The organism is Streptomyces silaceus, assembly GCF_001419745.1.
GTDB classification, from domain to species: domain Bacteria; phylum Actinomycetota; class Actinomycetes; order Streptomycetales; family Streptomycetaceae; genus Streptomyces; species Streptomyces silaceus.
Map to the genome: position 1 here is coordinate 1 of NZ_LIRJ01000321.1, position 22,645 is coordinate 22,645.

A 22,645-nucleotide genomic window follows, 5' to 3' on the forward strand; every position below is an offset into this window, starting at 1 on the left:
TGTCGGCCGCCGCGACCAGCCTGCTCACCGCGCTGCCGCTGCTCTGCTTCGGTCTGCTCGCGCCCGTCGCGCCCCGGCTCGGCCGCCGCCTCGGCATGGAGCGCTCGCTGCTCGGCACCATGGCCCTGATCTGCGCCGGCACGGCACTGCGCCTGCTCGACTCGGTCGTCGCGCTCTTCGCGGGCACCGTCGTCATCGGCGCGGGCATCGCCGTCGCCAACNNGATGACCGGCCTGTACTCGATGTCGCTGTTCGGCGGCGCCGCGCTCGCCGCCGGCGTCACCCTGCCCGTACAGCAGGCCAGCGGCATGAACTGGCGCACCACGCTGGCCTGTTGGGGTGCGCTCGCCGTCGTCGCGCTGCTCGTGTGGCTGCCGCAGATCCGGTCGCGTACGCGCGTGGGCGCGGCCGCCGCACGGCAGGCCGCCCACCCCGTGCGGGGTCTGTGGCGCTCCCCGCTGGCCTGGCAGGTGACCGCGTACATGGGCCTGCAGTCCCTCAACTACTACGCGGCCGCCGCCTGGCTGCCGACCGTGTTCCAGGACGCGGGCATGGCTCCGGGCGACGCGGGCTGGATGCTGTCCTTCTCCTCGCTGCTCGGCATCGCGGGCTCCTTCCTCGCCCCGGTGATCGTCGGCAGGCGGCTGCGCTCGGGCACCCTCGCCGGGCTCGGCGCCGTGCTCTGCGCGCTCGGCTTCGCCGGGCTGCTCGCCGCGCCGGTCGGCGGCGCCTATCTGTGGATGACGCTGCTCGGCCTCGGCCAGGGCGCGGCCATCAGCCTCGCGCTGCTGTTCATCGTGCAACGGGCGCCCGACGCACGGCACGCGGCACAGCTCTCCAGCATGTCCCAGTGCTTCGGCTACATCCTCGCGGCGACCGGCCCGACCCTCCTGGGCGCCGTCCACGACGCGTCGCACAGCTGGACCGTGCCGCTCGTCCTCCTCCTGGTCCTGCTGGTGCCGCAGGTCGTCGTCGGCCTCGGCGCCGCGCGCGAGCGGCACGTCGCGGGCATCGGCTGAGCCCGGCTCGGGCAGGTATGCACCCGGTGCGCTTCCTCACGGCGCACCGCGACGCAGGAGAAGGGTGCAGCGATGACGGATTCGGCCCCCGGGCAGCTGGCAATCGCGCGGGCGACGCTCGACGACTGGCGTGTGGTGACGGAGTGGGCGGCGGACGAGGGCTGGAACCCCGGCCTCGGCGACGCCCCCTCGTTCTTCGCGCAGGACCCCGAGGGGTTCTTCGTCGGACGCCTCGACGGCGAGCCGGTCTCCGCGATCTCCGTGGTCAACTACGGCGACGCCTATGCCTTCCTGGGCTTCTACCTGGTCCGCCCCGACCGGCGCGGCCACGGCTTCGGCCTGGCCACCTGGCGGGCCGCGCTCACCCACGCCGAGGGCCGGACGGTCGGCCTGGACGGCGTGCCCGACCAGCAGGACAACTACCGCCGCTCCGGCTTCACCTGGCGCCACGGCACCCAGCGCTACATCGGCCCGCTGCCCACGACGGACGTGCCCGACCGGCACGTGCGGCCCGTCGAGGCGGCGGGCCTGCGCGCGCTCATGGCGTACGACGGCGCGTGCCTGCCCGCCGACCGGCCGCGCTTCCTGGAGTCCTGGCTCGCCGCACCCGGCCATCGCGCCCTCGCCCGCATCGTCGACGGCAGGCTCACCGGCTACGGCGTGATCCGGCCGGGCCGCGACGCCCGGCGCGTCGGGCCGCTGTTCGCGGACACGCGCGCCGACGCCGAGGCGCTCCTCGACGCGCTGGCCGCCGAGGCGGACGGCGCCCCGGTCGCCATCGACGTCCCCGGCAACAACGCGGAGGCCGTCGCGCTCGCCGAGGCGCGCGGCATGAAGCCCACGTTCGACACGGCCCGCATGTACACGGGCCCGATCAGGGAGTACGCCGAGCACCGGGTCTTCGGCGTCACCTCCCTGGAGCTCGGCTGACTGCCGACTGACGCGGGCGCCCGCGTGGCGGAGCCCCATCTGTCACTTCCCCGCGCCGGTCAGGACGCGGGGAAAACAGTTGACCTCAAGTTTGCTTGAGGTCCTAACGTTTCCCGCATGAGCATGGAAACGACCGCATGGACGCAGCTGCACAGCGTCATGAACGCGCAGCAGGACCGCCGTCCCTTCGCCCGCGCCACCCTGCGCCGCATCGGCGCCTTCGCCCGGCCCCACCGCCGACGCATCTGGCAGTTCGTGCTGCTCAGCGTCCTCACCGCACTGCTCGCCGTGGCGACCCCCGTCCTCGCGGGCAACGTCGTCGACGCCATCGTCTCCGGCGGCGACTCCGGGACCGTCGTGCGGTACGCCCTGCTCATCGCCGCCATCGCGCTCGCCGAGGCCGGTCTCGGCCTGCTGAGCCGCTGGCTGTCGGCGAACCTGGGCGAGGGCCTCATCCTCGATCTGCGCACCGCCGTCTTCGACCACGTCCAGCGCATGCCGGTCGCCTTCTTCACCCGCACCCGCACGGGCGCGCTGGTCAGCCGGCTCAACAACGACGTGATCGGCGCCCAGCGCGCCTTCAGCAACACCCTCTCCGGCGTGGTCGGGAACGTCGTCACCCTGGTGCTCACCCTCGTCGTCATGCTCACTCTCTCGTGGCAGATCACGCTGCTCGCCCTGGTGCTGCTCCCGGTCTTCGTCGTGCCCGCGCGCCGCATGGGCTCGCGGATGGCGAAGCTCCAGCGCGAGGCGGCCCACCACAACGCCGCCATGGGCACCCGGATGACCGAGCGCTTCTCCGCGCCCGGCGCCACCCTGATCAAGCTGTTCGGCCGCCCCGGCGACGAGTCCGACGAGTTCGCCGCGCGTGCCCGCCGGGTACGGGACATCGGCGTCCGCACCGCCATGGCGCAGTCCACGTTCATCACGGCGCTCACCCTGGTGTCCGCCCTCGCGCTGGCGCTGGTCTACGGCCTCGGCGGGTACTTCGCTCTGGAGGGCACGCTGGAGGCGGGCGCCGTCGTCTCGCTGGCCCTGCTGCTCACCCGGCTCTACGCGCCGCTGACCTCCCTGGCCGGGGCGCGCGTCGAGGTCATGAGCGCGCTCGTCAGCTTCGAGCGGGTCTTCGAGGTGCTCGACCTCAAGCCGCTGATCGACGAGAAGGCCGACGCGGTGCCGGTGCCCGAGGGGCCCGTCGCCGTCGAGTTCGAGAACGTGCGCTTCGGCTACCCGTCCGCCGACAAGGTCTCCCTCGCCTCCCTCGAAGAGGTCGCCTCGCTCGACACCCGTGGCGGCGAGGAGGTCCTGCACGGCCTGTCGTTCCGCGCCGAGCCCGGCCAGACCGTGGCGCTCGTCGGCTCCTCCGGCGCCGGCAAGTCGACCATCGCGCAGCTGCTGCCCCGGCTCTACGACGCCGACGAGGGCACGGTCCGCATCGGCGGCGTCGACGTGCGCGACCTGACCACCGCCTCCCTGCGCGCCACCCTCGGCATGGTCACGCAGGACGGCCACCTCTTCCACGAGTCCGTCCGCGACAACCTGCTGCTCGCCCGGCCCGGGGCGAGCGAGGACGACCTGTGGGACGTGCTGCGCCGGGCCCGTCTGGAGGACCTGGTGCGCGCCCTGCCCGACGGCCTCGACACGGTGGTCGGCGAGCGCGGCTACCGGCTCTCCGGCGGCGAGCGCCAGCGCATGACCATCGCCCGCCTGCTGCTCGCCCGGCAGCGGGTCGTCATCCTCGACGAGGCGACGGCCCACCTCGACAACACGTCCGAGGCCGCCGTCCAGGAAGCGCTCGGCGAGGCGCTGGAGGGCCGTACCGCCGTGGTGATCGCCCACCGCCTGTCCACCGTCCGCTCCGCCGACCAGATCCTCGTCGTCGAGGCGGGCCGGATCGTCGAGCGCGGCACGCACGAGGAGCTCCTCGCGGAGGACGGCCGGTACGCGGAGCTGTACCGCACGCAGTTCGCCAAGGGCGCGGAGTCCGGGGACGCGCCGGAGGTGGTCGAGGCCGCCTGAGACCGCTCCCGCCGACGGCTCGGCGCCCCGGGACGGAACGCCCGGGTCGCCGAGCCGTGTTCATACGTCCACCAGGAGTTCATTGGTTCCCCACCATCCACACCCTCTCCCGTGAGAGAAACCCCCCATGTGCGACGACGAGTTGATACCGCCGAGCGCGGACATGACGGAGGACCAGTGGCTGCGGGCGCAGCCGCGGATCGCCGAGGGGCCCGTGGGGCAGCGGGTCCAGGAGATGCGGGCGCTGCGGCGGCGCTCCGTGCTGGGCGGCGTGGTGGCGGGGGCCGCGGCGCTGACGGTCCTGCCCGGGGCGCAGACGCCCGCAGCGGCGGCGGCCCGCGCCAGTGACGGCAAGTTCCCCCTGCCGTCGCGGCCCAACCGGGCGGGGGAGTACGCGGTGCTCCTGACCGGCGACGCCGGCACCGGGGAGGAGGCGCAGCACGCGGTGGCCGCCGCCGCCCGCGAGGTGTGCCGCGCCGAGGGCGTCGGCCTGGCGGTCGGCCTCGGCGACAACATCTACGAGAACGGCCCCGAGTCCGACCACGACTCCGAGTTCCGCACCAAGTTCGAGGACCCCAACACGGGCCTGGACATGCCGTGGCTCATGGTCCTCGGCAACCACGACTGCTCCGGCCTGATCCCGGGCAGCGGCGGCGACCCCTCGCGGGGCGACCGCGAGGTCTCGTACGCGAAGGGCTCGCGGCGCTGGTACATGCCGAGCCGCTACTACAACGTGGCGCTGCCGGGCGCGGACACCGGGTCCGGACAGGCCGACCCGCTGGTGGAGTTCTTCGCCCTCGACACCAACCCCGTCTCGTCGTACGTCGCGCAGCTCGACCCGCACTACTGGTGGAACGGCCCCTACATGCGCGACCAGCGCGCCTGGCTGGACGGCGCGCTGACGCGGTCGCGGGCCCGCTGGAAGGTCGTCCTCGGCCACCACCCGTACCTGAACAACGGCAAGCACGGCAGCGCCGGTTCGTACGACGGCTTCGTGATCGGCAACTACACCAGCGGCATCCACCTCAAGGAGCTGTACGAGGAGGTGGTGTGCGGGCGCGCCGACGTGATCCTGTCCGGACACGACCACACGCTCCAGGTCCTGGAGCCGACGGTCGGCTCGCGCGGCACCCGTCAGATCGTGTGCGGCGCGGCGGGCAAGGCCGGTGACGGCAAGGCCCACTTCGACCACCCGTCGGCCTGGCAGAACTTCTCCGACCACGGCTTCATGGTCATGAAGGTCTCCGAGAAGGCGATGACGGTGGACGCCTACACCGTCGACGTCGCCACGCGCACCGCGCGTCCAGTGCACCGCACGCGGACCACCCGGGCCCTGGGCCGGGTGTGACCACGCGCCGGTGACGCGTGCGTCATCAGCGCCTCAGCGCCCGGTGCCTCAGCGCCCGGCGCCGCGGCGCAGCGCGTGGCGGACCCTCAGGCGTCCGAACCCCATCGTCCCGGAGATCCGTATCGTCGGCCCGTCCGTGCGGGCCGACCTCCGGGGCGTGTAGCGGGGGTCCTTCCACCCGGCCGTCAGGCCGTCCAGCTCGACGACCGCGTCGCGCGGCACCGTGATCCTGGCCCGCCCGGTGCCGAGCTCCAGCTCGATGTCGACGACCGGATGCGTGAACACGGCCCGGGACAGATCGAGGCGCACCCTCCCGAACGCCGACGCGACCTTGAGGAAGCGCGGCACCCGCCAGGGGCCGCGCCGCACGATCCGGCCGCCGGCGGCGGCGATCGTGGACGTCGTGTCCGCGGGGACCGGGACCGAGGCGAGGGCCGCGGTCAGTTCGTCGTGCGTCCGGACGGCGAGGACGCGGTCGAGGCGCTCGTCCATCTCCTCGTGCGTGAGGTGCCCTTCGGCGTACGCCTCGCGCAGAAGCCCCACGGCCTCGTCGCGGTCGGCCTCACGGACCGGGCGCGGCGGGCGCGGGTCCCGGGACTCCATGTCGGGGGAGGGCGGCGGCGGTTCGGCGGAGGGCGGCGTCACCGTTGCACTCTAGTGCGATGCCGAGGACGGGGGTGCGTATTCCCTCCGGTCACCCGGTAGACGCCGAAGCGCGTGGGTACGACCCCTGTGCCCGGCCGACGGGGCCGGTTCGGGAAAGGGGCACGAGGTGCGCAGGATCGCGATCGTGGGGGCGGGGCAGGCGGGGCTGCAGCTGGCTCTCGGGCTGCTGGGGGCCGGGTACGAGGTGACGCTGATCGCCGAGCGGCGGCCGCGGGACGTGCGGGGCGGACGGGTCACCTCGACCCAGCTCATGTTCGGCCCGGCCCTGCGCATCGAACGGGACGCCGGACTCGCGCTCTGGGACGACGACGCCCCCGTGATGCCGTGCTTCGAGCTCAGCCACTGGAATCCGCAGGCCCAACCGGAGGCTCCGGTACGGCGGTTCACCGCGCCGTTCGACGAGGAGGTGCGCTCCGTGGACCAGCGGGTGAAGCTGTCCCGCTGGCTTGCGCTGTTCGAGGAGCGGGGCGGGCGCACCGAGTACCGCTCCGTCGGCCCCGCGGAGATGGCCGAGGTCGCGGCCGGGCACGACCTCACCGTGCTCGCCACCGGACGCGGCGAGCTCTCCGCGCTCTTCCCCCGCGACACGGCCTGGCCCGCCCACGACCGGCCCCTGCGCAGCCTCGCCTGCTTCTACGTGAACGGCGTCGACCACGACGGCTCCGACCCGGGCGCCGGATACGTCCGGGCCACCGGCGTGCCGCCCACCGGCGACGTCATCATGATGCGGGCGCTCACCGTCGGCGGCCCCTGCGACATCCTCCTGTTCGAGGGCCGGTGGGGCGGGGCGTACGACTGCTGGAGCGACCGCCCCGGCGCCACGGCGGGGCTGCGGCGCGCCCTCGGCCTGCTGCGGACGTTCGCGCCCTGGGAGTACGAACGGTTCCGCCGCGCCGAGCCCACCGACGCGGGCGCCGCGCTGTACGGCGCGATCACCCCGGCGGTCCGCCGTCCCGTGGGGCGGGTGGACGGCGGCCGGCCCGTCCTCGGCCTCGCGGACGCCCTCGTCGTCCACGACCCGGTCACCGGCCAGGGTGCGAACAACGCGGCGCGGGCGGCGGCGAGTTACCTGGCCGCCATCCTCAAGCGCGGTGAACTCCCCTTCGACGAGGGGTGGATGCGGGAGACCTTCGACGCGTACTGGGCGAGCGCCCGGCACACGCACGCCTTCACCGAACTCATGCTGAGCGACCCGCAGCCCGAGCGGGTGGGGCGGATCATGGGCGCCGCCTTCGCGCACCCGGAGGTCGCCCACCGCTTCACCAACGGCTACGCGGATCCCCTGACGTACCGCTCGTGGCTCCTGGACCCGGTGGGGGCCGACGCCTACGCGGCGCGGTTCGGCGTGTAGCGGCCCGGGGCGGCGCGCAGCGACTGGGTCCATCGACTTGTTCGTACGACTGGGTCGATATGCTGGCCGCATGGCTCATGTCTCCGCGGCCGAACGCCGCCCCCAGCTCGTCAACGCGGCCATCGATCTCATGACCAGGGAGGGCGCCACCGCGGGCAGCACCCGCGCCATCGCCGCCGAGCTCGGTGTCGCCCAGGCCACCGTCCATTACACCTTCGGCACCAAGGTGGACCTGTACCGGGCGGTGATGGAGCAGCTCACCGAGGACCTGATCGCCCAGGTCGAGCGTGCGGTCCCGCGGGACGCGGACTTCGAGGAGACGGTCACCACGCTCGCCGCCACCCTGTGGCGCACCGTGCGGGACGAACCGGCCCGCTACCACCTGCTGACCGAACTGAGCATGCTCGCCCTGCGCACCCCCGGCCTCGCCGAGGCCCACGAGAGCTACTACCGACGGGCGAGCGACGCGGCGGCGCGGCTGCTGACCGAGGCGGCCGAGCGGACCGGATACCGGCTCGCCCAGCCGGCCGACGCCGTCGCCCGCTTCTTCCTCGCCGGCTTCGACGGGCTGACGACGCAGTGCCTGTACGTACCGGACGCGCGGGCCGAGGACGTCGGGCGCCGGGCCCTCGTCGCCGCGACCATCGCCCTGGCGGGCGGACGGCTTGAGCTGGCGGAGGGCCCGGCGGACTGAGTGCCCGGCCGGGACCGGGCGGGGGTGCTCAGCCTGCCCAGACGTCCTCCACGTAGTGGCCGGACTCGATGAGGGCGGCGAGCCAGGCGGCGGCCTCCTCGTCGCTCGCGCCGGTGTGCTCCCGGTGGACCGCCATGAACGCCTCCCGCACCGCCGGGGCCATACGGCGGCCGTCACCGCAGACGTGGATCCCGCCGCCCGCCTCCAGCACGGCCCAGACCTCCGCGCTCTCCCGCGCGATGCGGTCCTGGACGAAGCGGACGCCGTCCTCGGGCGCGTGCATGAAGGCGGGGCGCATGCTGACCACGCCCGCCGCCTCGGCGGCCTCCAGCTCCTCGCGGTGGAGGTAGTCCACCCCCGGGTGGTCGCAGCCGAAGTAGCACAGGAGCGTCCCGCCCGACCCGGTGTGCAGTCGGTCCAGGACCGCGCCCCGGAAGGGCGCGAGGCCGGTGCCCGCGCTGACCAGGACGACCGGCACGGACGGGTCGTCGGGGAGCCGGAAGGCCTCCCTGCACGGCAGCACCCGCGCCTGGAGGGTGTCGCCCGCCGCCACGGTCTGCACGTACGCCGAGGCGATGCCCCGGAAGGCGCCCTCGCCGCCGCGGTGGGGCGCGTCGAGCAGCGACACCATGAGGTCCACCGTGCCGGGCGACGCCTCGGCGGACGACGAGATCGAGTAGTGGCGCGGGCGCAGGACCGGCACCAGCTCCAGGAAGCGGGTGAAGGGCAGCTCGCAGGCGCGGTACCGCTCCAGCAGGTCGAGGACGCTGCACCCGGCGGAGGTCACCCGCTCGTGGAACGACTCGGCGTCCGCGGCGGCCAGTTCGTCCAGGGGACGCCGCTCGGGCGGGCAGGAGGTGTGCTCGGCGAGCACCGCGACCTGCTCCGGCGTCGCCGGGGCCTGGAGCTCCACGAAGTCGGTGAGCAGGCGGCGCAGGGGCAGCGGGCGGTCGACGGGCAGCGCGCCGCGGCTGCGGCGGCGGGCGCGCAGCCGGACCGTGCGGTCCAGGTCGAGGCCGAACCGGTCGGCGACCCGCCGCACCAGCGCGTCCGGGTTGGCCGGGAGCAGGGCGAGGTGGTCGCCGGTGCGGTAGGTGACGCCCTCGGGCAGACGCAGCCTCAAGAAGCGCTTGGAACGGCCGAGTTCATGGTCCATGTCGACGAGTTCGTACGCGTCGAGCACCTCCATCGGCCGCAGCCCGTGTTGCGCCGCGAGGGGGCCGATGGCCGACTCGGCGGTGTCCTCCAGCTCGTACAGGCCCTGGTCCTTCGCCGGTTCGCCGGCCGGGGCGGCTCCGTCCACCGGGGAGCCGTACCGGTCCAGGAGGGCGGTCCACAGGTCGTCGGTCCACCGGTCCACCGCGCCCGCGAAGTCGCCGGAGGCGTCGGCGCCGCCGCGCTCGACCAGCGGGGTGGCGCCCGCCGCCGCGAGGCGCTCGTCGATGAGGGCCGGGACGCGCTGGTAGGTGGCCGCCCAGTTGCGGTCGCCGACGCCGAGCACGGCGTACCGCACACCGTCGAGCGAGCCGGGCTCCAGTTCCTCCAGGGACGCGACGAAATCGGCGGCGTCGTCGGTGGGCCGGCCGTTGTACGAGGCGGCCACGATCACCAGCGGGCCCTCGGCGGCGGCGAGTCGGCCGACGTGGTCGTCGAGGGGCGCGACGGCCGTGGCGAACCCGTGCGCGTCGCCGTCGGCCGCCAGCTCGCGGGCGATGCCCGCGCAGGTGCCGAGGTTGGAGCCGTGCAGCAGGGTGAGCGCGGTGCCGGCGGCCCTGCGGGCGGTGGGCTCGTCCCGGCCGGTGGGCGCGCCGTGCGTCGCCGCGACGGGCGTCCGGCGCTCGGCGGTGGTGCGCCGGGCGAGCTTGAGGGCGAACCCGTCGGGCTTGATGGTGAGGGTCTCCTTGATCCTCAGCCGGTAGTCGGCGTGGTCGATCAGGCGGAAGCGGTGCACCAGCAGACCGAGCAGCAGGGTGGCCTCGTGCAGGGCGAACTGGCGGCCTATGCAGGCGCGTTCGCCGTTGCCGAACGGTTTGAAGAGGTGGACCGGCCGCTGCTCCTCCCGCTCGGGGGTGAAGCGCTCGGGGTCGAACAGCTCGACGTTGTCGCCCCAGGCGGGGTCGCGGTGCAGCGCCGGGGTGTAGACCGTCAGGGCCTGGCCCTTGCGCACGGCGTACGTGCCGCCGATGACCGTGTCCTCCAGGGGCTCCACGGCGAACCCGGGCGCGGTCGGCCACAGCCGCAGGCTCTCGTTGAGCACCTGGCGGACATAGGTGAGCTTGCCGACGTCGCCGTAGTCGGGGTCCGGGGTGTCGGTGTCGCCCCACAGGGCGTCGACCTCGGCCTGGGCCCGCGCGAGCACCTCGGGGTGCTTGGTCAGGTAGTAGAGGGCGAACGACAGGGCGCCGCTGGTGGTCTCGTGCCCGGCGATGAGGAAGGTGATGACCTGGTTGCGGATGTTCACGTCGTCCAGGAGTTCGCCGGTCGCCGGGTCCGGGGTGTGCAGCATGCGGCCGAGGAGGTCGTCCGTGCTCGTGTCCCCGGACTCCCTGCGCCGTCGGATCACGTCGTCGACCAGGTCCGTCATCAGCGTGCAGTCGCGGTCGAACTGTGCGGTCTCCTTGCGGCGGAACAGCTCCGTGCCCGGGATGGCCTCGCCCTTGTCCTGGACGAAGGCCAGCGCGCGGGACATGGCCTCGACGAAGGGGTGCAGGTCGTCGCGGCCGAACGACCCGAAGTCGTGGCCGAAGCCGCACAGTCCGATGGTGTCGAAGGTCAGCCGGGTCATGTCGTCGGGGACGTCGACCTCCCGTGTCCCGGCGGCGTCGTCCCACTTGGCGACCAGGGAGCGGGCGACCTTGAGCATGGTCGCGTGGTAGCCGCGCATCGCGCCGAGCGAGAACGACGGCATCAGGATGTCGTGCGCCTTGCGCCAGTTCGGTTCGTGGTTGAACGCGGTGAAGAGGCCGTCGCCGGCGAACCTGCGGATCTCCACCAGCTCCGCCATGACGTTCTTGCGGAACCTCGTCTCGTCCGACAGCTCCGTCACCAGGTCGAGGCCGGTGACGAAGACGGTCTCGTTCCCGAAGGCGCGGACCCGGAACACCGGGCCCATCTCCTTGGCCTCCTGCATGAGGAGGGCGTGGCTGTCGGTGGCCCTCAGAAGGTCCAGGGCGCGGCCGATCAGGGGCAGGCCGGGCCGCTCGGGGATCGCCTGGGCCGCACCAACCGTCGCATGAGTCATGAGCATGCCTTTCGCTTCGCACCGGGTCGCTTCCTCTGCCGTACCTCCGAACGTACAGATGTTTTGGTCAGTCGACCAAGTCCAGTGATTGTGTTGATTGACACGGTCGTGCGAGTCAACCGATGGGGCGGGGTGGAGCGTTGAAAAAGGGCCGCACCGCGCCGAAGCGCGGTGCGGCCCTGTGTCGTGCGCGGGCTACTTCCGGATCACCTTGCGGATCCAGGACAGTTCCTGGGAGATCTCCCCGGCCTGGGCGACCTCCTCGCGGTCGGAGCCGTTGAAGACGCCGAGCAGGGTCTCGCGGCCGCGCGGGGCGATGCTCATCACCGGGCCTCCGGAGTCACCGCCCGCGGGGATCCCGGAGACCTTCTCCATGCAGAAGTCCGAGCCGCCCGGCATGGTGTAGCCCTTGCAGCGGGGGTCGTTCTGCCGTACGACCCGCAGCTTCGACTGCTTGAGCACGGGGGACTGGCAGGAGTTCTCGTCCCCGGTGCAGGTGGCGCCCCACCCGTACTGCCGGACTTCCTGGTTCCGGTGGAACCCGGTGGTCGCCAGGCGTGCCGGACGCACCTTCTTCATGGGGTCCACCTTGATGAGCAGCATGTCGGCGTGGGCGCTGCCCTCGCGCTTGCCGCGCACCGGACGCACCGTGGTGCCCTTGCGCATGTCGAGGTTGCCGACCCGGAAGGAGATGCGCTTGTCGGCGATCGGCTTGGCCTGCTCGTAGAAGCAGTGGGAGGCGCTGAGGATCCACTGGTCGCTGACCGCGGTCCCGGTGCACACCGGCTCGCCGTCGACGAGCATGCGCACCGCCCACGGACCGTAGGTGCTCTTCGATCCGCCGATGACGGCGGAGGCCGGCGTGGTGGTCAGTGCGGAGCCCGTCACCAGCAGTACGGCGGTCAGCAGCAGCGCACGGACGCGATGCTTCATTCGGGATCGCTCCTTTCGTCGGGGTTTGCCCAAGGTCTGTATGTCGGAACAGAATTGCCGACCCGGAAGACGGGCAATACCGCCGGAAGGTTCAGAAGACACGCGATCCCTCGGGAAGGTGAAGAGACGTTCCTCCAGAAGATGACGGGACGTACCTCCGTGACGTGTGGGGAGAGTTGCTTCCGGAGGTGAGGGGGAGTTGCTCAGAAGGGCGGCGGGCCGTGGCCCTAGAAGGCGACGGGGAGTTCCTCGAATCCGCCGGTGAGCCGGTGGTCCCGCCAGCGCAGCGACTCCAGGGGGACCGCGAGCCGCAGGCCGGGCAGCCGGCGGAACAGCCGCTCGAACACCGCGGTCAGCTCGATCCGGGCCAGCGCGGCACCGACGCAGTACCGCACGCCGTGCCCGAACGCCAGGTGCGGGGCGGGCCGCTCCCTGACCGGGTCGAACCGGTCGGCGTCGGGGAACGCCCGGTCGTCGTGGTTGGCCGCGCCGATGGCGAGCAGCACGGCGTCGCCGCTCCGGATCACCGTGTCGCCGACGGCGATGTCGTCGCGCGCGAAGCGGGGCACCAGGCCGTTGCCCCCGCTGCCGGCGACGCCCAGGCGCAGGATCTCCTCCACCGCGGCCGGCACGAGCCCGGGGTCCTCGGCCAGCAGGGCCCGCCGCGCCGGATCGCCGAGCAGCAGCAGGACACCCAGGTCGATGCGTACGGCGGTGGTCTCGTGACCGGCGAACAGGACCACGGCGCCGAGTTGGGCGATGTGGGCGTCGGACAGCGTGCCGTCCCGCTCGGCGATCAGCTCGGACAGGATGTCGTCGCCCGGCTCGGCCCGCTTGCGCCGCACCAGCTCGGCCATGTAATCGACCAGCCGTTGCGCGGAGTCCACGGAGTGCCGGCTGTCGCCCAGGTCGGTCATGCCGGTCGACCACCGCCGGAACCGTTCCCGGTCGGCGAACGGCACGCCCAGCAGTTCGCAGATCACCAGCACCGGGAGCGGGAACGACAGCGCGGGGTGCAGGTCGACCGGTGAGGGACCGTCGGCCAGCCGGTCGAGCAGCTCGTCCACGAAGTGCTCGATCCGGGGCCTCAGCGTGCGCATCCGGCGCGGGGAGAACCGGGGTACCAACAGGGCGCGCAGCCGCGCGTGGTCGGCGTCCTCGGTGGCGCTGTCGTCCGCGGCGAGCAGCGCGGACATGCTGCTCCTGACCGCCTTGTCCGGGTCGGGGTCGCTGCGGCCGAGCCTGCGGTCGGCGAACAGCGCCCGCGCCTCGTCGTAGCGGGTGACCAGCCATGCCTCGTCGCCGGCGGCCGTCCGCACCTTGGCGAGCGGACCCTCCTGTTGCAGGGCGCGCATCCGGGGCGCGAGGCCGAGCAGCGCCGGATTGTCGAACGGCAGCCGCGGGAGGTCCGCCGCCCGGCCGTCCGGGCCTTCGCTGTCGGTGCCGGTCACGCGACGTCACCCCCGACCGGCGCCGGTGCGGGGGACGCCACGGGGCGCGGGGCGCGCGCGGTCAGCTTCAGACGCAGCCGACGCGGGTGGTAGACCGTCGCCAGCGGTACGGGGCGGATGTCCATGTCCGGCTCGCAGGTGACCCGCCAGCGGCCGAGGATCGTGGCGAGCCCCAGCGTGGCCTCGGTGCGCGCGTACAGGTCGCCGATGCACTTGCGGGCACCGGTGCCGAACGGCATGAACGCCTGGCGGGCCTTGGCCGTGACGCCGTCGGGCAGCCAGCGGTCCGGGTCGAACGACGTGGGATCGTCGAAGGCCTCCCGGTCCTGCGACACCGCGGCCGGGCTGAAGACGATCGTCGTGCCCTGGGGCAGCCGACGGCCCGCCAGTTCGGTCTCCTCGGCGGTGAGCCGGGTGAACAGCCAGGCGGGCGGATGCAGCCGGAGCGCCTCGGAGATGATCCGGTCGGCCAGGGACAGGTTCGGCAGGTCCTCCCAGACCGGGGCACGGCCGCCCAGGACGCCGTCGATCTCCTCGTACAGCGCCGCCTCGATCTCCGGGTGGCGGGAGAGCAGGTAGAACACCCAGGTGAGGGTTCCCGCGACGGTCTCGGTGCCGGCCGCCATCACGGTGATGACCTGGTCGTGGATCTCCCGGTCGCCGAGCCGGCCGCCGTCCTCGTCACGGGAGGCGAGCAGCGCGGCGAGCAGATCGTCGTGCTCGGCGCCGTCGGCGCGGTAGTCGTCGATCAGACGCTGCGTGGTCTCGTGCAGGAACCGCAGGTTGCGCCGGTAGCGGAGGTTGGCGGGAAGCGGCAGCCCTCGGAGGAACCCGGGCAGGAACATCTGGCGGAACAGCCCGTTCAGTACGACGTCGAAAGCGCGCTCCACCCCGGCCGCGAGCTCCGGGCTCACCGGCGTCGCGTACAGGGTGCGGGCCACCGTGCGCAGGGCCATGCCGTACATCTCGGGGAAGGCGTCGACGACCATGCCGTCGTGCCAGCGCGACGCCGTGGCCTCGATCTCGGCGTGCATGGCCGCCGCGTAGCGCTTGAGCCGGGGCCGGGTGAACGCCGGCTGCATCAGCCGCCGCTGCCGCCGGTGATCGCTGAACGGACAGGTGACCAGGCCGTTTCCGGCGATGTCGCGGGCGCGGTCGTAGAAGATGCCGCCCTTGTCGAAGACGCGGTCACTGGTCAGTACGTGCCGCAGCAGGTCGGGGTGGGTCGGGACGTACGCCGTGGTGGGACCGATCCTGATCCGCACCAGGTCGCCGTGGGCCGACAGCGACGTCATGAAGTCCACCGGGTTGCGCATGATCTGCTGGGCGTGCCCCACGACGGGGATGGCCCCCGGCGCCGTACCCGCGACGAACGTGGTCTGCTCGGACATCCGATCCTCGACTCTCTGTCTGTGCGGAGCTGTGCGAACTGGTGACGACCGATGCCGCTCCCGCGGCGGGGTCCTAGCGGGCGGTGCTGCCGAGTTCCTCCAGGTAGCCCTGGGAACGCGCGGTGAGCGCGAACTCGGCGTCGTAGCGGCCCGAGGAGCGGTGCCAGTCGTAGGAGCCGCGGATGACCGTGCGCACCGCGTCCGTGCGGTAGCGCTCCAGCGCACGTGCCTCCCCCTCGTCGAGCCGGTAGATCTCGCCGACCTTCGGCAGACACGACTCCAGGAGCAGGAACTGTTCGAGCCGTGACCGCACTTCGTCCTGGATGTGGGAGGTGCTGCGGCTCTGCGACCAGCCGTGTTCGCGGCGCAGGATCATGATCATGTTGTTCTGCTCGCCGCGGGCCGCCTCCTTCTCGAAGGAGGCGATGTCGTTGAGCATCAGGTTGGCGTCGACGGCGATCTGGCGCAGGGAGGCCACCACGGGGCTGTCGAAGACCCGGTGCGGCACCTCGAAGCGGCCGACGCGCTCGGCGAGGTCCACGGTCGGCTGCACGCCGATGGTGTGCCGCCGCATGGCGAGATAGTGCGCGGCGCAGTCGTACGGCGCGTTGCGGAACCGGCTCTCCGCCTCGTCGACGTACCCGTCGAAGTAGTTCCGCCAGTGCCGGGCGCTGCGCGCGCACCAGGCCGGCGTCATGCCCTCGCGGGTGCGCTCCCAGATGTCGGCGAACCCATGGGCGATCGGCGGCGCCGACGCCGGGAGGGGACCGTCGAGCGCGGCCGCCACCGCGTCGGTGAGGCGCCTGGCGTCGTCCGGGTTCTCGCCGCGCGGCCCGTCGAAGAGATCGTCGAAGAGGAAGAACCACGACATCAGGTCGACGCCCAGGTCCAGGTCGTCGCCGGTGGCGTGCGGATAGAAACGGGAGGCCAGGTCGGCATAGCCGCCGCGCAGATGGCGTTCGGCGGCGGCCTCGGACTTGATCAGACCGAGCGAGCGCGGCCAGTCGAGCTGGTCGGCATCGGCCCGTGCGTGATCGGAGCTCTGCCGACCCGGCAACGGTATGTAGAAGTCGACGTCCTGTGGCATGGGGGAACCTCGTATCGCGTCGCGGGCACGGGGGTGCCCTGTGGGGGAGGGAGCGGGGGAGTCGGGTCGTGGTCACATGTCGCGCTCGACGACGAAGCGGCCGAGCGCGAGGAGTTCCTCGCGCGCGGCGCCGTCGAGGTCGGCGCCGCGCAGGGCCTCCTCGGCGAGCGCCGTCCGCCGGGCCGCCTCGGCCAGGGCCCAGTCGCGGCCGCCCGCGCCCGCGACCAGGTCGGCCGCGCGGCGCAGTTCCGCCTCGCCGGGCTCGCCGGGGGCGGAGAACCAGGCGGCCAGCTCGGCACCGTGTGCGCCGCCCCGGTCGAGCGCGTGGCTGACCGGCAGGGACTTCTTGCGGGCGCGCAGATCGGAGTGGACCGGTTTGCCGGTGACGGCCGGATCGCCCCAGATGCCGAGCACGTCGTCGACGAGCTGGAACGCCAGGCCCAGCTGGTCGCCGTAGCGCGCCAGCGCGTCCACGGCGGACTGCGGCGCCCCGGCGAGCACGGCGCCGATCGCGGCGCTCGCCGACAGCAGCGCCCCGGTCTTGCCCGCGACCATGTCGACGCAGTCCTCGACGCTCACGTGCGACCGCTGCTCGAAGGACACGTCCTGCACCTGACCGCGGATCAGCTGCCGGGTGGTCCGTGCCAGCAGCCGGGCGGCGGGCGCCGCGGTGGGCAGCCCGGAGTCCAGCAGCACCTCCTGGGCGAGCGCCAGCATGGCGTCCCCGGTCAGGATCGCGCTGGAGGCGCCCCACAGCTTCCACACCGTGCGCCGGTGGCGGCGCTCCTCGTCGCCGTCCATCAGGTCGTCGTGGATCAGGGAGAAGTTGTGCACCAGCTCGACGGCCACCGCACCGGGCAGCGCGGTCTCCGGTGCCGCGCCCACGGCCTCGGCCGACAGGAGCGCAAGGGCCGGGCGCACCGCCTTCCCGGCGTCGGCTCTGGTGGGCGCTCCGCCGGCGGTGATCCAGCCGAAGTGGTAGGCGGCCTGATGACGCGTCCTGTGGTCGAGCCGGTCCACCACCGCACGCAGCGCCGGAGTGATCGCGACACGGCTGTGGCCGAGGCAGGCGGGTGCGGCGGTCACGCGATCGCCTCCGCGCGCCACGGCTCGACCGGATCGTCGAAGATGCTGACGACCTGGCGCAGAATGCGCCGCTCGGCCGGGTCGAAGGCCGCCTTGGCGTGGATGGTGCCCAGCTCGTCCCACATGACGATGTCGCCGGGCCGCCAGGTGTGCGCGTAGGTGTGCGCGGGCGCGCCCGCGTGCCTCAGCAGTCCGTCGAGCAGTGTCCGGCTGTCGTCCGGGGCGAGCTCCAGCACCCGCTTCGTGTTCAGCGTGCTGACGTAGACCGCCCGGCGGCCGGTGCGCGGGTTGCGGGCGATCAGGGGATGCACGGTGGAGGTGCCGTCCTCGGGCTGGATCGTCGCCGCGGGCGCCGCGCCGTCGGCCTGTGCGAGGGAGACCTCGCCCTGGTACTCCTCCTCGATCGTCTCCTCGTATCCCGTACGCAGCGCGTGCCGGGCCCGGTAGGAGTGCAGACGCCGGCGCAGCTCCGGCGGCAGCGACTCGTACAGCGCGTACATGTCGGTGAACAGCGTCTGTCCGCCGCCGGAGAGCGGCACTTCGAGGGCTTCGAGGAAACCGACCTGGGACACCCGGGGCCGGAAGGAGTAGTCGGTGTGCCAGCCCATCCAGTCGGCGTCGCCGACGCCGATCTTCCGGCCGTTCTCCACCAGGTTGGAGACCATCAGTATTTCGTTGTGATCGGGGTGGGCGCCGCTGGTGAGTCCGGTCTTCGGAATGTGCCCGAAGTGGCGGCCGAAGGCCAGGAACTCCTCGTACGAAGGGGGTTCCTGGCCGCGGAACACCAGGACGAGGTGCTCGTCGAGCGCCGCCCAGATCTTCTTGAACCGGTCCTCGTCGAGGTCTCCGGTGAAAGGGGCGGAGTGCACGACGGCACCGAGGGCGGCGCCGGGTATCGGCACGATGTCCATGGGGTGACGCCTTTCGCAGCTGGTCGTGGTGGTCAGCGCAGTTCGAGTCGGGCGAGATCGCCGGCCTCGCGCCAGCGCCTGAGGATGTTCACGAACTCCACCGACCCGCCGCCGTAACTGGAGTTGAGCGCGGGGAGGTCACCGGGCTTTCCTTCGTTGTTGTAGAGGCCGGGTGTGCAGCTCTCCAGGAAGTCGGTGCTGTCGGTGGCGAGCCGGAGTATCTCCTCGACCCATTCCTTCTCGCCCGCCTCCGAGGCCTCCACGACCCGGTGGCCGCTCTCCTCGACGGACTTCACGATGTAACTGAGGTGTTTGCTCTGCTCGTTGAGCATGTACGCGATGTTGACGTGCCTGCCCGACTGGGCCTTGGAGAGGATGAAGCAGTTGGGGAAACCGTGCACCTGAAGTCCGTGGAACGTCCGCGCGCCCGACTCCCATTTCTCCGACAGCTTCAGGCCGTCGCGGCCGACGATGTCGTACCCGGCGCGGGAGGTGTACGGGACGGCGAACTCGTGCTCGTATCCGGTGGCGAAGACCAGGCAGTCGACGGGGTATTCCGTGCCGCCCGCGACCACCCCGGTCCGGGTCAGCCTCTCCACGCCCTTCCCCTGGGTGTCCACGAGGGTGACATGGGGCTGGTTGTAGGTCTGCAGATAACCGTCGTGGAAACAGGGCCGCTTGCAGTACAGCCGGAAGTACGGCTTGAGCGCGGCGGCCGTTTCCGGGTCCGCGATGATGCCGTCGATCCGGTCACGCAATTCCTCCATCTTGAGGAAGTCCGCCCGTTCGGCCGCGGCCGCCATGTCCCGCGGGTCACCCGGGCCGTCGGCCTTCGGCAGGATCGCGGCCGCGAGCTCGGCCGTGGTCTGCGTCCAGCGGTCCCGCACCAGGTCCTCGTCCTGCGGCAGCCCGGAGGTCAGCGCGTGGAAGTTCTCCATGCGGCGCTGCTGCCAGCCCGGCGCGAGGTCTGCGGCCCAGTCGGGCGGGGTGGGCCGGTTGCCGCGCACGTCCACCGCCGCCGGGGTGCGCTGGAAGACGTAGAGCCGTTCGGACCACTCGGCGAGGTGCGGGGCGATCTGGACGGTCGTCGAGCCGGTGCCGATGACTCCGACCCGCTTGTCCCGCAGCTTGTGCAGGCCCCCCTCGCTGTCCCCGCCGGTGTAGGCGAAGTCCCAGCGGCTCGCGTGGAAGGAGTGTCCGGCGAAGGACTCCAGGCCCGGCAGGGAAGGGAGTTTGGGGCGGTGCATCAGGCCGATCGACATGCAGACGTAGCGGGCGCGGAAGAGGTCGCCGCGGTCGGTGCGCACCAGCCACTTCCCGGCGGCCTCGTCCCAGTGCAGTGCGGTGACGGACGTCTGGAACAGGGCGTCGCGGTAGAGGCCGTAGTGGCGGGCGACGGCCTGGAGATGCGCGAGGATCTCGGGGCCGGTCGCGTACTTCTCGGTCGGCACCGTGCCGAGCTCCTCCAGGAGCGGCATGTAGATGTAGCTCTCGACGTCGCACCGGACGCCGGGGAAGCGGTTCCAGTACCAGGTCCCGCCGACGTCGCCCGCGGCGTCGATCAGACGGATCCGCTCCAGGTCGCAGGACTCGCGCAGCCGGGCACCGATCAGGAGGCCGCCGATGCCGGCGCCGACGACCGCGACGTCCACCTCGTCGGTGAGCGGCTCCCGCTCCAGCGGCCCGGCGTTGGGGTCCCGCGCGTAGTGGCCGAACGCGCCGCGTGCGAACTGGTAGGTGCGGCCGCCGCCGCGCTTGTCGCGTTCCTCGCGGTACTTCGCCCTCACCGCCTCGATGTCGATGGTGGCTGTCCGTTCGTCGTCACGGTCGTCGCTTCCGGTGCGGGCCACGGCTCCTCCTCAAGGGACGGGGACGGAAGGGGAAGATGGCGCCATACGTCGTCGAACTGGTCGCGCAGCCGTGACCGCGCGTCGGAGTGGGTGAACAGGTAGAAGCGGTCGGTCCCCAGGGCCTCCCAGACGGTCTCGGCGGCCTCCTCGGCCCGCACCGTGGTGTCCCCGCCCGCTCCGCGCGGGGCCGTGACCCCCTCGACCATGGGCGTGTCGACCCGGCCGGGGCACAGCACCGACACCCGGACCCGCGTGCCCTGGAGGTCCGCGCGCAGACTGCGCGCGACGGCCAGGTCCGCGTGCTTGGAGGCGGCGTACGCGGCGCTGCCGGACCCGACGGCGAAGGCCGACATCGAGGCGGTGTGGATCAGATGGGCGGGACGGCCGCCGGCGAGCAGCCGGGGGACGAAGGCGCGGGCCACCAGGACGTGCGCCCAGTGGTTCACCTCGAAGACGCGCCGCATCCGTTCCAGCGGCACCGTCCACAGCGGCTGCCCGAGCGGCCCGAGGACACCGGCGTTGTTGCACACGACGTCGACGTGGCCGAGGCGGTCGAACGCGGTGGCCGTGAGCCGGTCGACCGCGTCCGGATCGGTCAGGTCCCCCGGCACCGCCGTGATCTCCGCGCCGTGGGCGGTGAGTTCGGCGGCCCGGCGGCGCAGCGCGTCGGCCGCGACGTCCGCCATGACCACGCGGGCTCCGCCCCGCGCGAGGCGGGCGCTCAGGGCGAGGCCGATCCCGCTGGCCGCGCCGGTCACGACGGCTGTCCTGGGTGATGAGTGCACCTGGCTTTCTCCGCTTCTGCCGCGGGCGCGTCGATGTGACGGCGCGCCGTCGGCCGACGGGGTCTGTGGTCAGGTCGCGCTGTTCAACGGGGTCAGGTCGCGCTGTTCGACGGGGTGTGGGAGGGCAGGAGTAGGCGGTCGCACGTCGGTGGTCGTGCGTCGACGGCCACGCGTCGACGCGTCACGCGGGGTCGGGAAGTCTCAGGCTGATCGCGAAGACGACCGCCGAGAAGCACGCCAGCAGGGCGAGGACGAGTACGGCCGCGGAGGCCTCCGACAGCGAACCGGCCAGGGAGAGGAAGAGCGTTCCGCCCACGGTCGCGCCCAGCGCCGTCGCCATCTGCTGGCTGGTGACCAGCACACCGCTGCCCATGCCGGCCTGCGCCGACGGGACGTCGGCGAGGATCATCCGGAACAGCGTCGGGCCGATCAGCGCCTGGCCGATGCCGATGAACGCGAGCACCGCGAGCACCAGGAGCAGTGGAGGACGCGGCCAGCTCGCCCCGATCACCCACGCCATCAGGAGCAGGCCGGTGCCTTGGACGACCGCGCCCAGGGAGACGATCCGCCGGCCGAGGACCGCCGCGATCCTGGGGGTGAACAGCGCGGCCACGAAGAAGGCCGAGGCGAACGGCGACAGCACACTGCCGGAGGCGAGTCCGCCGAGGCCGAACTTGCCCTGGGCGATCAGCGCGTAGACGAACATGAAGCTGCCGAAGCCGATGGAGAACGGCACCAGCGCCGCGAGCCCGCGCCGCATGCCCCCGTGGGACAGCACGGTCGGCGAAAGCAGCGGAGAGCCGCCCCGGCGCTCCAGCGCGCGCTCGACCCGGGCCAGCGCCACCGCCGCCACCGCGGCGACCACGAGCAGCGACCACAGCCACCACGGCCAGCCCAGTTCGCGCCCCTCGACGACCACGACCAGGAGACAGACCATGGAGACGCCGAACAGCACGGTGCCCAGCGGGTCGAAGCCCGGCTTCCGGTCCGCCTTGGTCGCGGGGACCTTGCGTACGGCAAGGAGTGCGGCCAGGACGATCGGCACGTTGATCACGAACACCGACCGCCAGCCGAGCCCGGCGATGTCCAGCGAGACCAGCAGGCCGCCCAGGATCTGCCCGGCGACCGCGGAGAGCCCCGCGGTCGCGCCGTACAGGCTGATGGCCCGTGCCCGTGCCTGCCCCTCGGTGGCCGCCTGGATCGTCGCCAGGACCTGCGGGACGAGCAGGGCGGCGGCCGCGCCCTGGGCCAGACGGGCCGCGACCAGGAACTCGATGGTCGGGGCGAGTCCGCACAGCGCGGAGGTGAGGGTGAACGCCGCGAGTCCGCAGGCGTACAGACGGCGTCTGCCGAAGGCGTCGCCGAGCCGCCCGCCCAGGACCAGGCCGAGGGCGAAGGTGAGGCTGTAGCCGGAGACAACCAGTTGCAGGGCGGCGGGACCGCCGTGGAGGTCGTCGCCGATCGTGGTGAGGGCCACGTTGACGATGAAGGCGTCCATGTTGGACAGGGCGTATCCGGTGAGCACCACCAGGAGGGCGGTGCCGGTGAGGCCCGGGGCGGCCGGGGCCGTCGGGTCCGGGGGGGACTGAGTGACGCTCGGCCCCGGTGCGGGGGGCGTCCCCTGATTCTTCGTCATTCGCTCGCTATTCGGCCGAGGTGGGGGAGTGCCGGTGCTGTACGAGGGGGCGGGCCGGTGCTACTCGACGGCGGTGGGGGTGCCGGTGATCTTCGACATGATCCCCTTGGAGGGGTCCTTCGCGGACTCCGTCCACGGCGTCAGGGCGTTGTGGCCGCGGGGTGACGAGGCCGGCTGCACGCGGGTGTCCATCCACATCCGCATGACGGGCGGCGACGACAGGTTCGGCCTGTCCCTTATACACATC

General features: G+C 72.7%; 16 protein-coding genes and 3 pseudogenes. 7 read left to right on the forward strand and 12 right to left on the reverse strand.

Annotated elements, in window-relative coordinates; all coding sequences use genetic code 11:
* The 5 genes and pseudogenes from AOK22_RS43010 to AOK22_RS27180 form a co-directional block, all read left to right on the forward strand.
* Window positions 1-221: pseudogene (locus AOK22_RS43010) on the forward strand (CynX/NimT family MFS transporter); the annotation flags it as partial.
* 2 nt (window positions 222-223) lie between these two features.
* A pseudogene (locus AOK22_RS27165) lies at window positions 224-1,019 on the forward strand (MFS transporter); the annotation flags it as partial.
* Window positions 1,020-1,091: 72 nt separating this feature from the next.
* Window positions 1,092-1,949, forward strand: a complete 858-nt coding sequence (locus tag AOK22_RS27170) for a GNAT family N-acetyltransferase (protein WP_055701352.1) — start codon at window positions 1,092-1,094, stop codon at window positions 1,947-1,949.
* Between the two features lie 117 nt (window positions 1,950-2,066).
* The gene (locus AOK22_RS27175; RefSeq protein ID WP_055701353.1) at window positions 2,067-3,968 is read left to right on the forward strand and encodes an ABC transporter ATP-binding protein; all 1,902 of its coding nucleotides are present in this window, start codon (window positions 2,067-2,069) and stop codon (window positions 3,966-3,968) included.
* Between the two features lie 127 nt (window positions 3,969-4,095).
* Window positions 4,096-5,316, forward strand: coding sequence for a metallophosphoesterase (locus AOK22_RS27180; RefSeq protein WP_079036846.1), 1,221 nt, complete (start codon window positions 4,096-4,098; stop codon window positions 5,314-5,316).
* Between the two features lie 48 nt (window positions 5,317-5,364).
* Here AOK22_RS27180 and AOK22_RS27185 read toward each other — a convergent pair whose 3' ends face one another.
* The gene (locus tag AOK22_RS27185) at window positions 5,365-5,919 is read right to left on the reverse strand and encodes a DUF1707 SHOCT-like domain-containing protein (RefSeq protein ID WP_055701365.1); all 555 of its coding nucleotides are present in this window, start codon (window positions 5,917-5,919) and stop codon (window positions 5,365-5,367) included.
* Between the two features lie 169 nt (window positions 5,920-6,088).
* Here AOK22_RS27185 and AOK22_RS27190 point away from each other — a divergent pair, with 169 nt between their 5' ends.
* Together AOK22_RS27190 and AOK22_RS27195 are read left to right on the forward strand one after the other, a co-directional pair.
* Window positions 6,089-7,333 (forward strand): styrene monooxygenase/indole monooxygenase family protein, encoded by a 1,245-nt coding sequence (locus AOK22_RS27190; protein WP_055701354.1) that lies wholly within the window; start codon window positions 6,089-6,091, stop codon window positions 7,331-7,333.
* Window positions 7,334-7,403: 70 nt separating this feature from the next.
* Window positions 7,404-8,027, forward strand: coding sequence for a TetR/AcrR family transcriptional regulator (locus tag AOK22_RS27195; RefSeq protein ID WP_055701355.1), 624 nt, complete (start codon window positions 7,404-7,406; stop codon window positions 8,025-8,027).
* Window positions 8,028-8,055: 28 nt separating this feature from the next.
* Here AOK22_RS27195 and AOK22_RS27200 read toward each other — a convergent pair whose 3' ends face one another.
* The 11 genes and pseudogenes from AOK22_RS27200 to AOK22_RS40130 form a co-directional block, all read right to left on the reverse strand.
* A complete protein-coding gene (locus tag AOK22_RS27200) occupies window positions 8,056-11,268 on the reverse strand; it encodes a bifunctional cytochrome P450/NADPH--P450 reductase (RefSeq protein ID WP_055701366.1) in 3,213 nt (1,070 codons plus the stop codon).
* 195 nt (window positions 11,269-11,463) lie between these two features.
* Window positions 11,464-12,201 carry a S1 family peptidase gene (locus AOK22_RS27205; protein WP_055701356.1) on the reverse strand — a complete coding sequence of 246 codons (738 nt, stop codon included), beginning with the start codon at window positions 12,199-12,201 and terminating at the stop codon, window positions 11,464-11,466.
* Window positions 12,202-12,428: 227 nt separating this feature from the next.
* Complete coding sequence (gene penM / locus AOK22_RS27210; protein WP_244165030.1) at window positions 12,429-13,652, reverse strand: pentalenolactone synthase; 1,224 nt, start codon at window positions 13,650-13,652, stop codon at window positions 12,429-12,431.
* A complete protein-coding gene (gene ptlI / locus AOK22_RS27215) occupies window positions 13,649-15,043 on the reverse strand; it encodes a pentalenene oxygenase (RefSeq protein WP_055701357.1) in 1,395 nt (464 codons plus the stop codon). Before ptlI ends, penM begins: the two co-directional genes overlap by 4 nt.
* A 73-nt stretch (window positions 15,044-15,116) precedes the next feature.
* The gene (gene ptlA, locus AOK22_RS27220; protein ID WP_055701358.1) at window positions 15,117-16,130 is read right to left on the reverse strand and encodes a pentalenene synthase; all 1,014 of its coding nucleotides are present in this window, start codon (window positions 16,128-16,130) and stop codon (window positions 15,117-15,119) included.
* 72 nt (window positions 16,131-16,202) lie between these two features.
* Complete coding sequence (locus AOK22_RS27225) at window positions 16,203-17,216, reverse strand: polyprenyl synthetase family protein (RefSeq protein WP_055701359.1); 1,014 nt, start codon at window positions 17,214-17,216, stop codon at window positions 16,203-16,205.
* The gene (gene ptlD, locus AOK22_RS27230) at window positions 17,213-18,127 is read right to left on the reverse strand and encodes a neopentalenolactone/pentalenolactone F synthase (RefSeq protein ID WP_055701360.1); all 915 of its coding nucleotides are present in this window, start codon (window positions 18,125-18,127) and stop codon (window positions 17,213-17,215) included. The genes AOK22_RS27225 and ptlD overlap by 4 nt, the downstream gene beginning before the upstream one ends.
* 32 nt (window positions 18,128-18,159) lie before the next feature.
* The gene (gene ptlE, locus AOK22_RS27235; RefSeq protein WP_079036847.1) at window positions 18,160-19,977 is read right to left on the reverse strand and encodes a neopentalenolactone/pentalenolactone D synthase; all 1,818 of its coding nucleotides are present in this window, start codon (window positions 19,975-19,977) and stop codon (window positions 18,160-18,162) included.
* Window positions 19,911-20,735 carry a 1-deoxy-11-beta-hydroxypentalenate dehydrogenase gene (ptlF, locus tag AOK22_RS27240; RefSeq protein ID WP_079036848.1) on the reverse strand — a complete coding sequence of 275 codons (825 nt, stop codon included), beginning with the start codon at window positions 20,733-20,735 and terminating at the stop codon, window positions 19,911-19,913. The genes ptlE and ptlF overlap by 67 nt, the downstream gene beginning before the upstream one ends.
* Window positions 20,736-20,943: 208 nt before the next feature.
* Window positions 20,944-22,398, reverse strand: coding sequence for an MFS transporter (locus AOK22_RS27245; protein ID WP_055701362.1), 1,455 nt, complete (start codon window positions 22,396-22,398; stop codon window positions 20,944-20,946).
* A 60-nt stretch (window positions 22,399-22,458) separates the two neighbouring features.
* Window positions 22,459-22,645, reverse strand: a pseudogene (locus AOK22_RS40130) (1-deoxypentalenic acid 11-beta-hydroxylase); the annotation flags it as partial.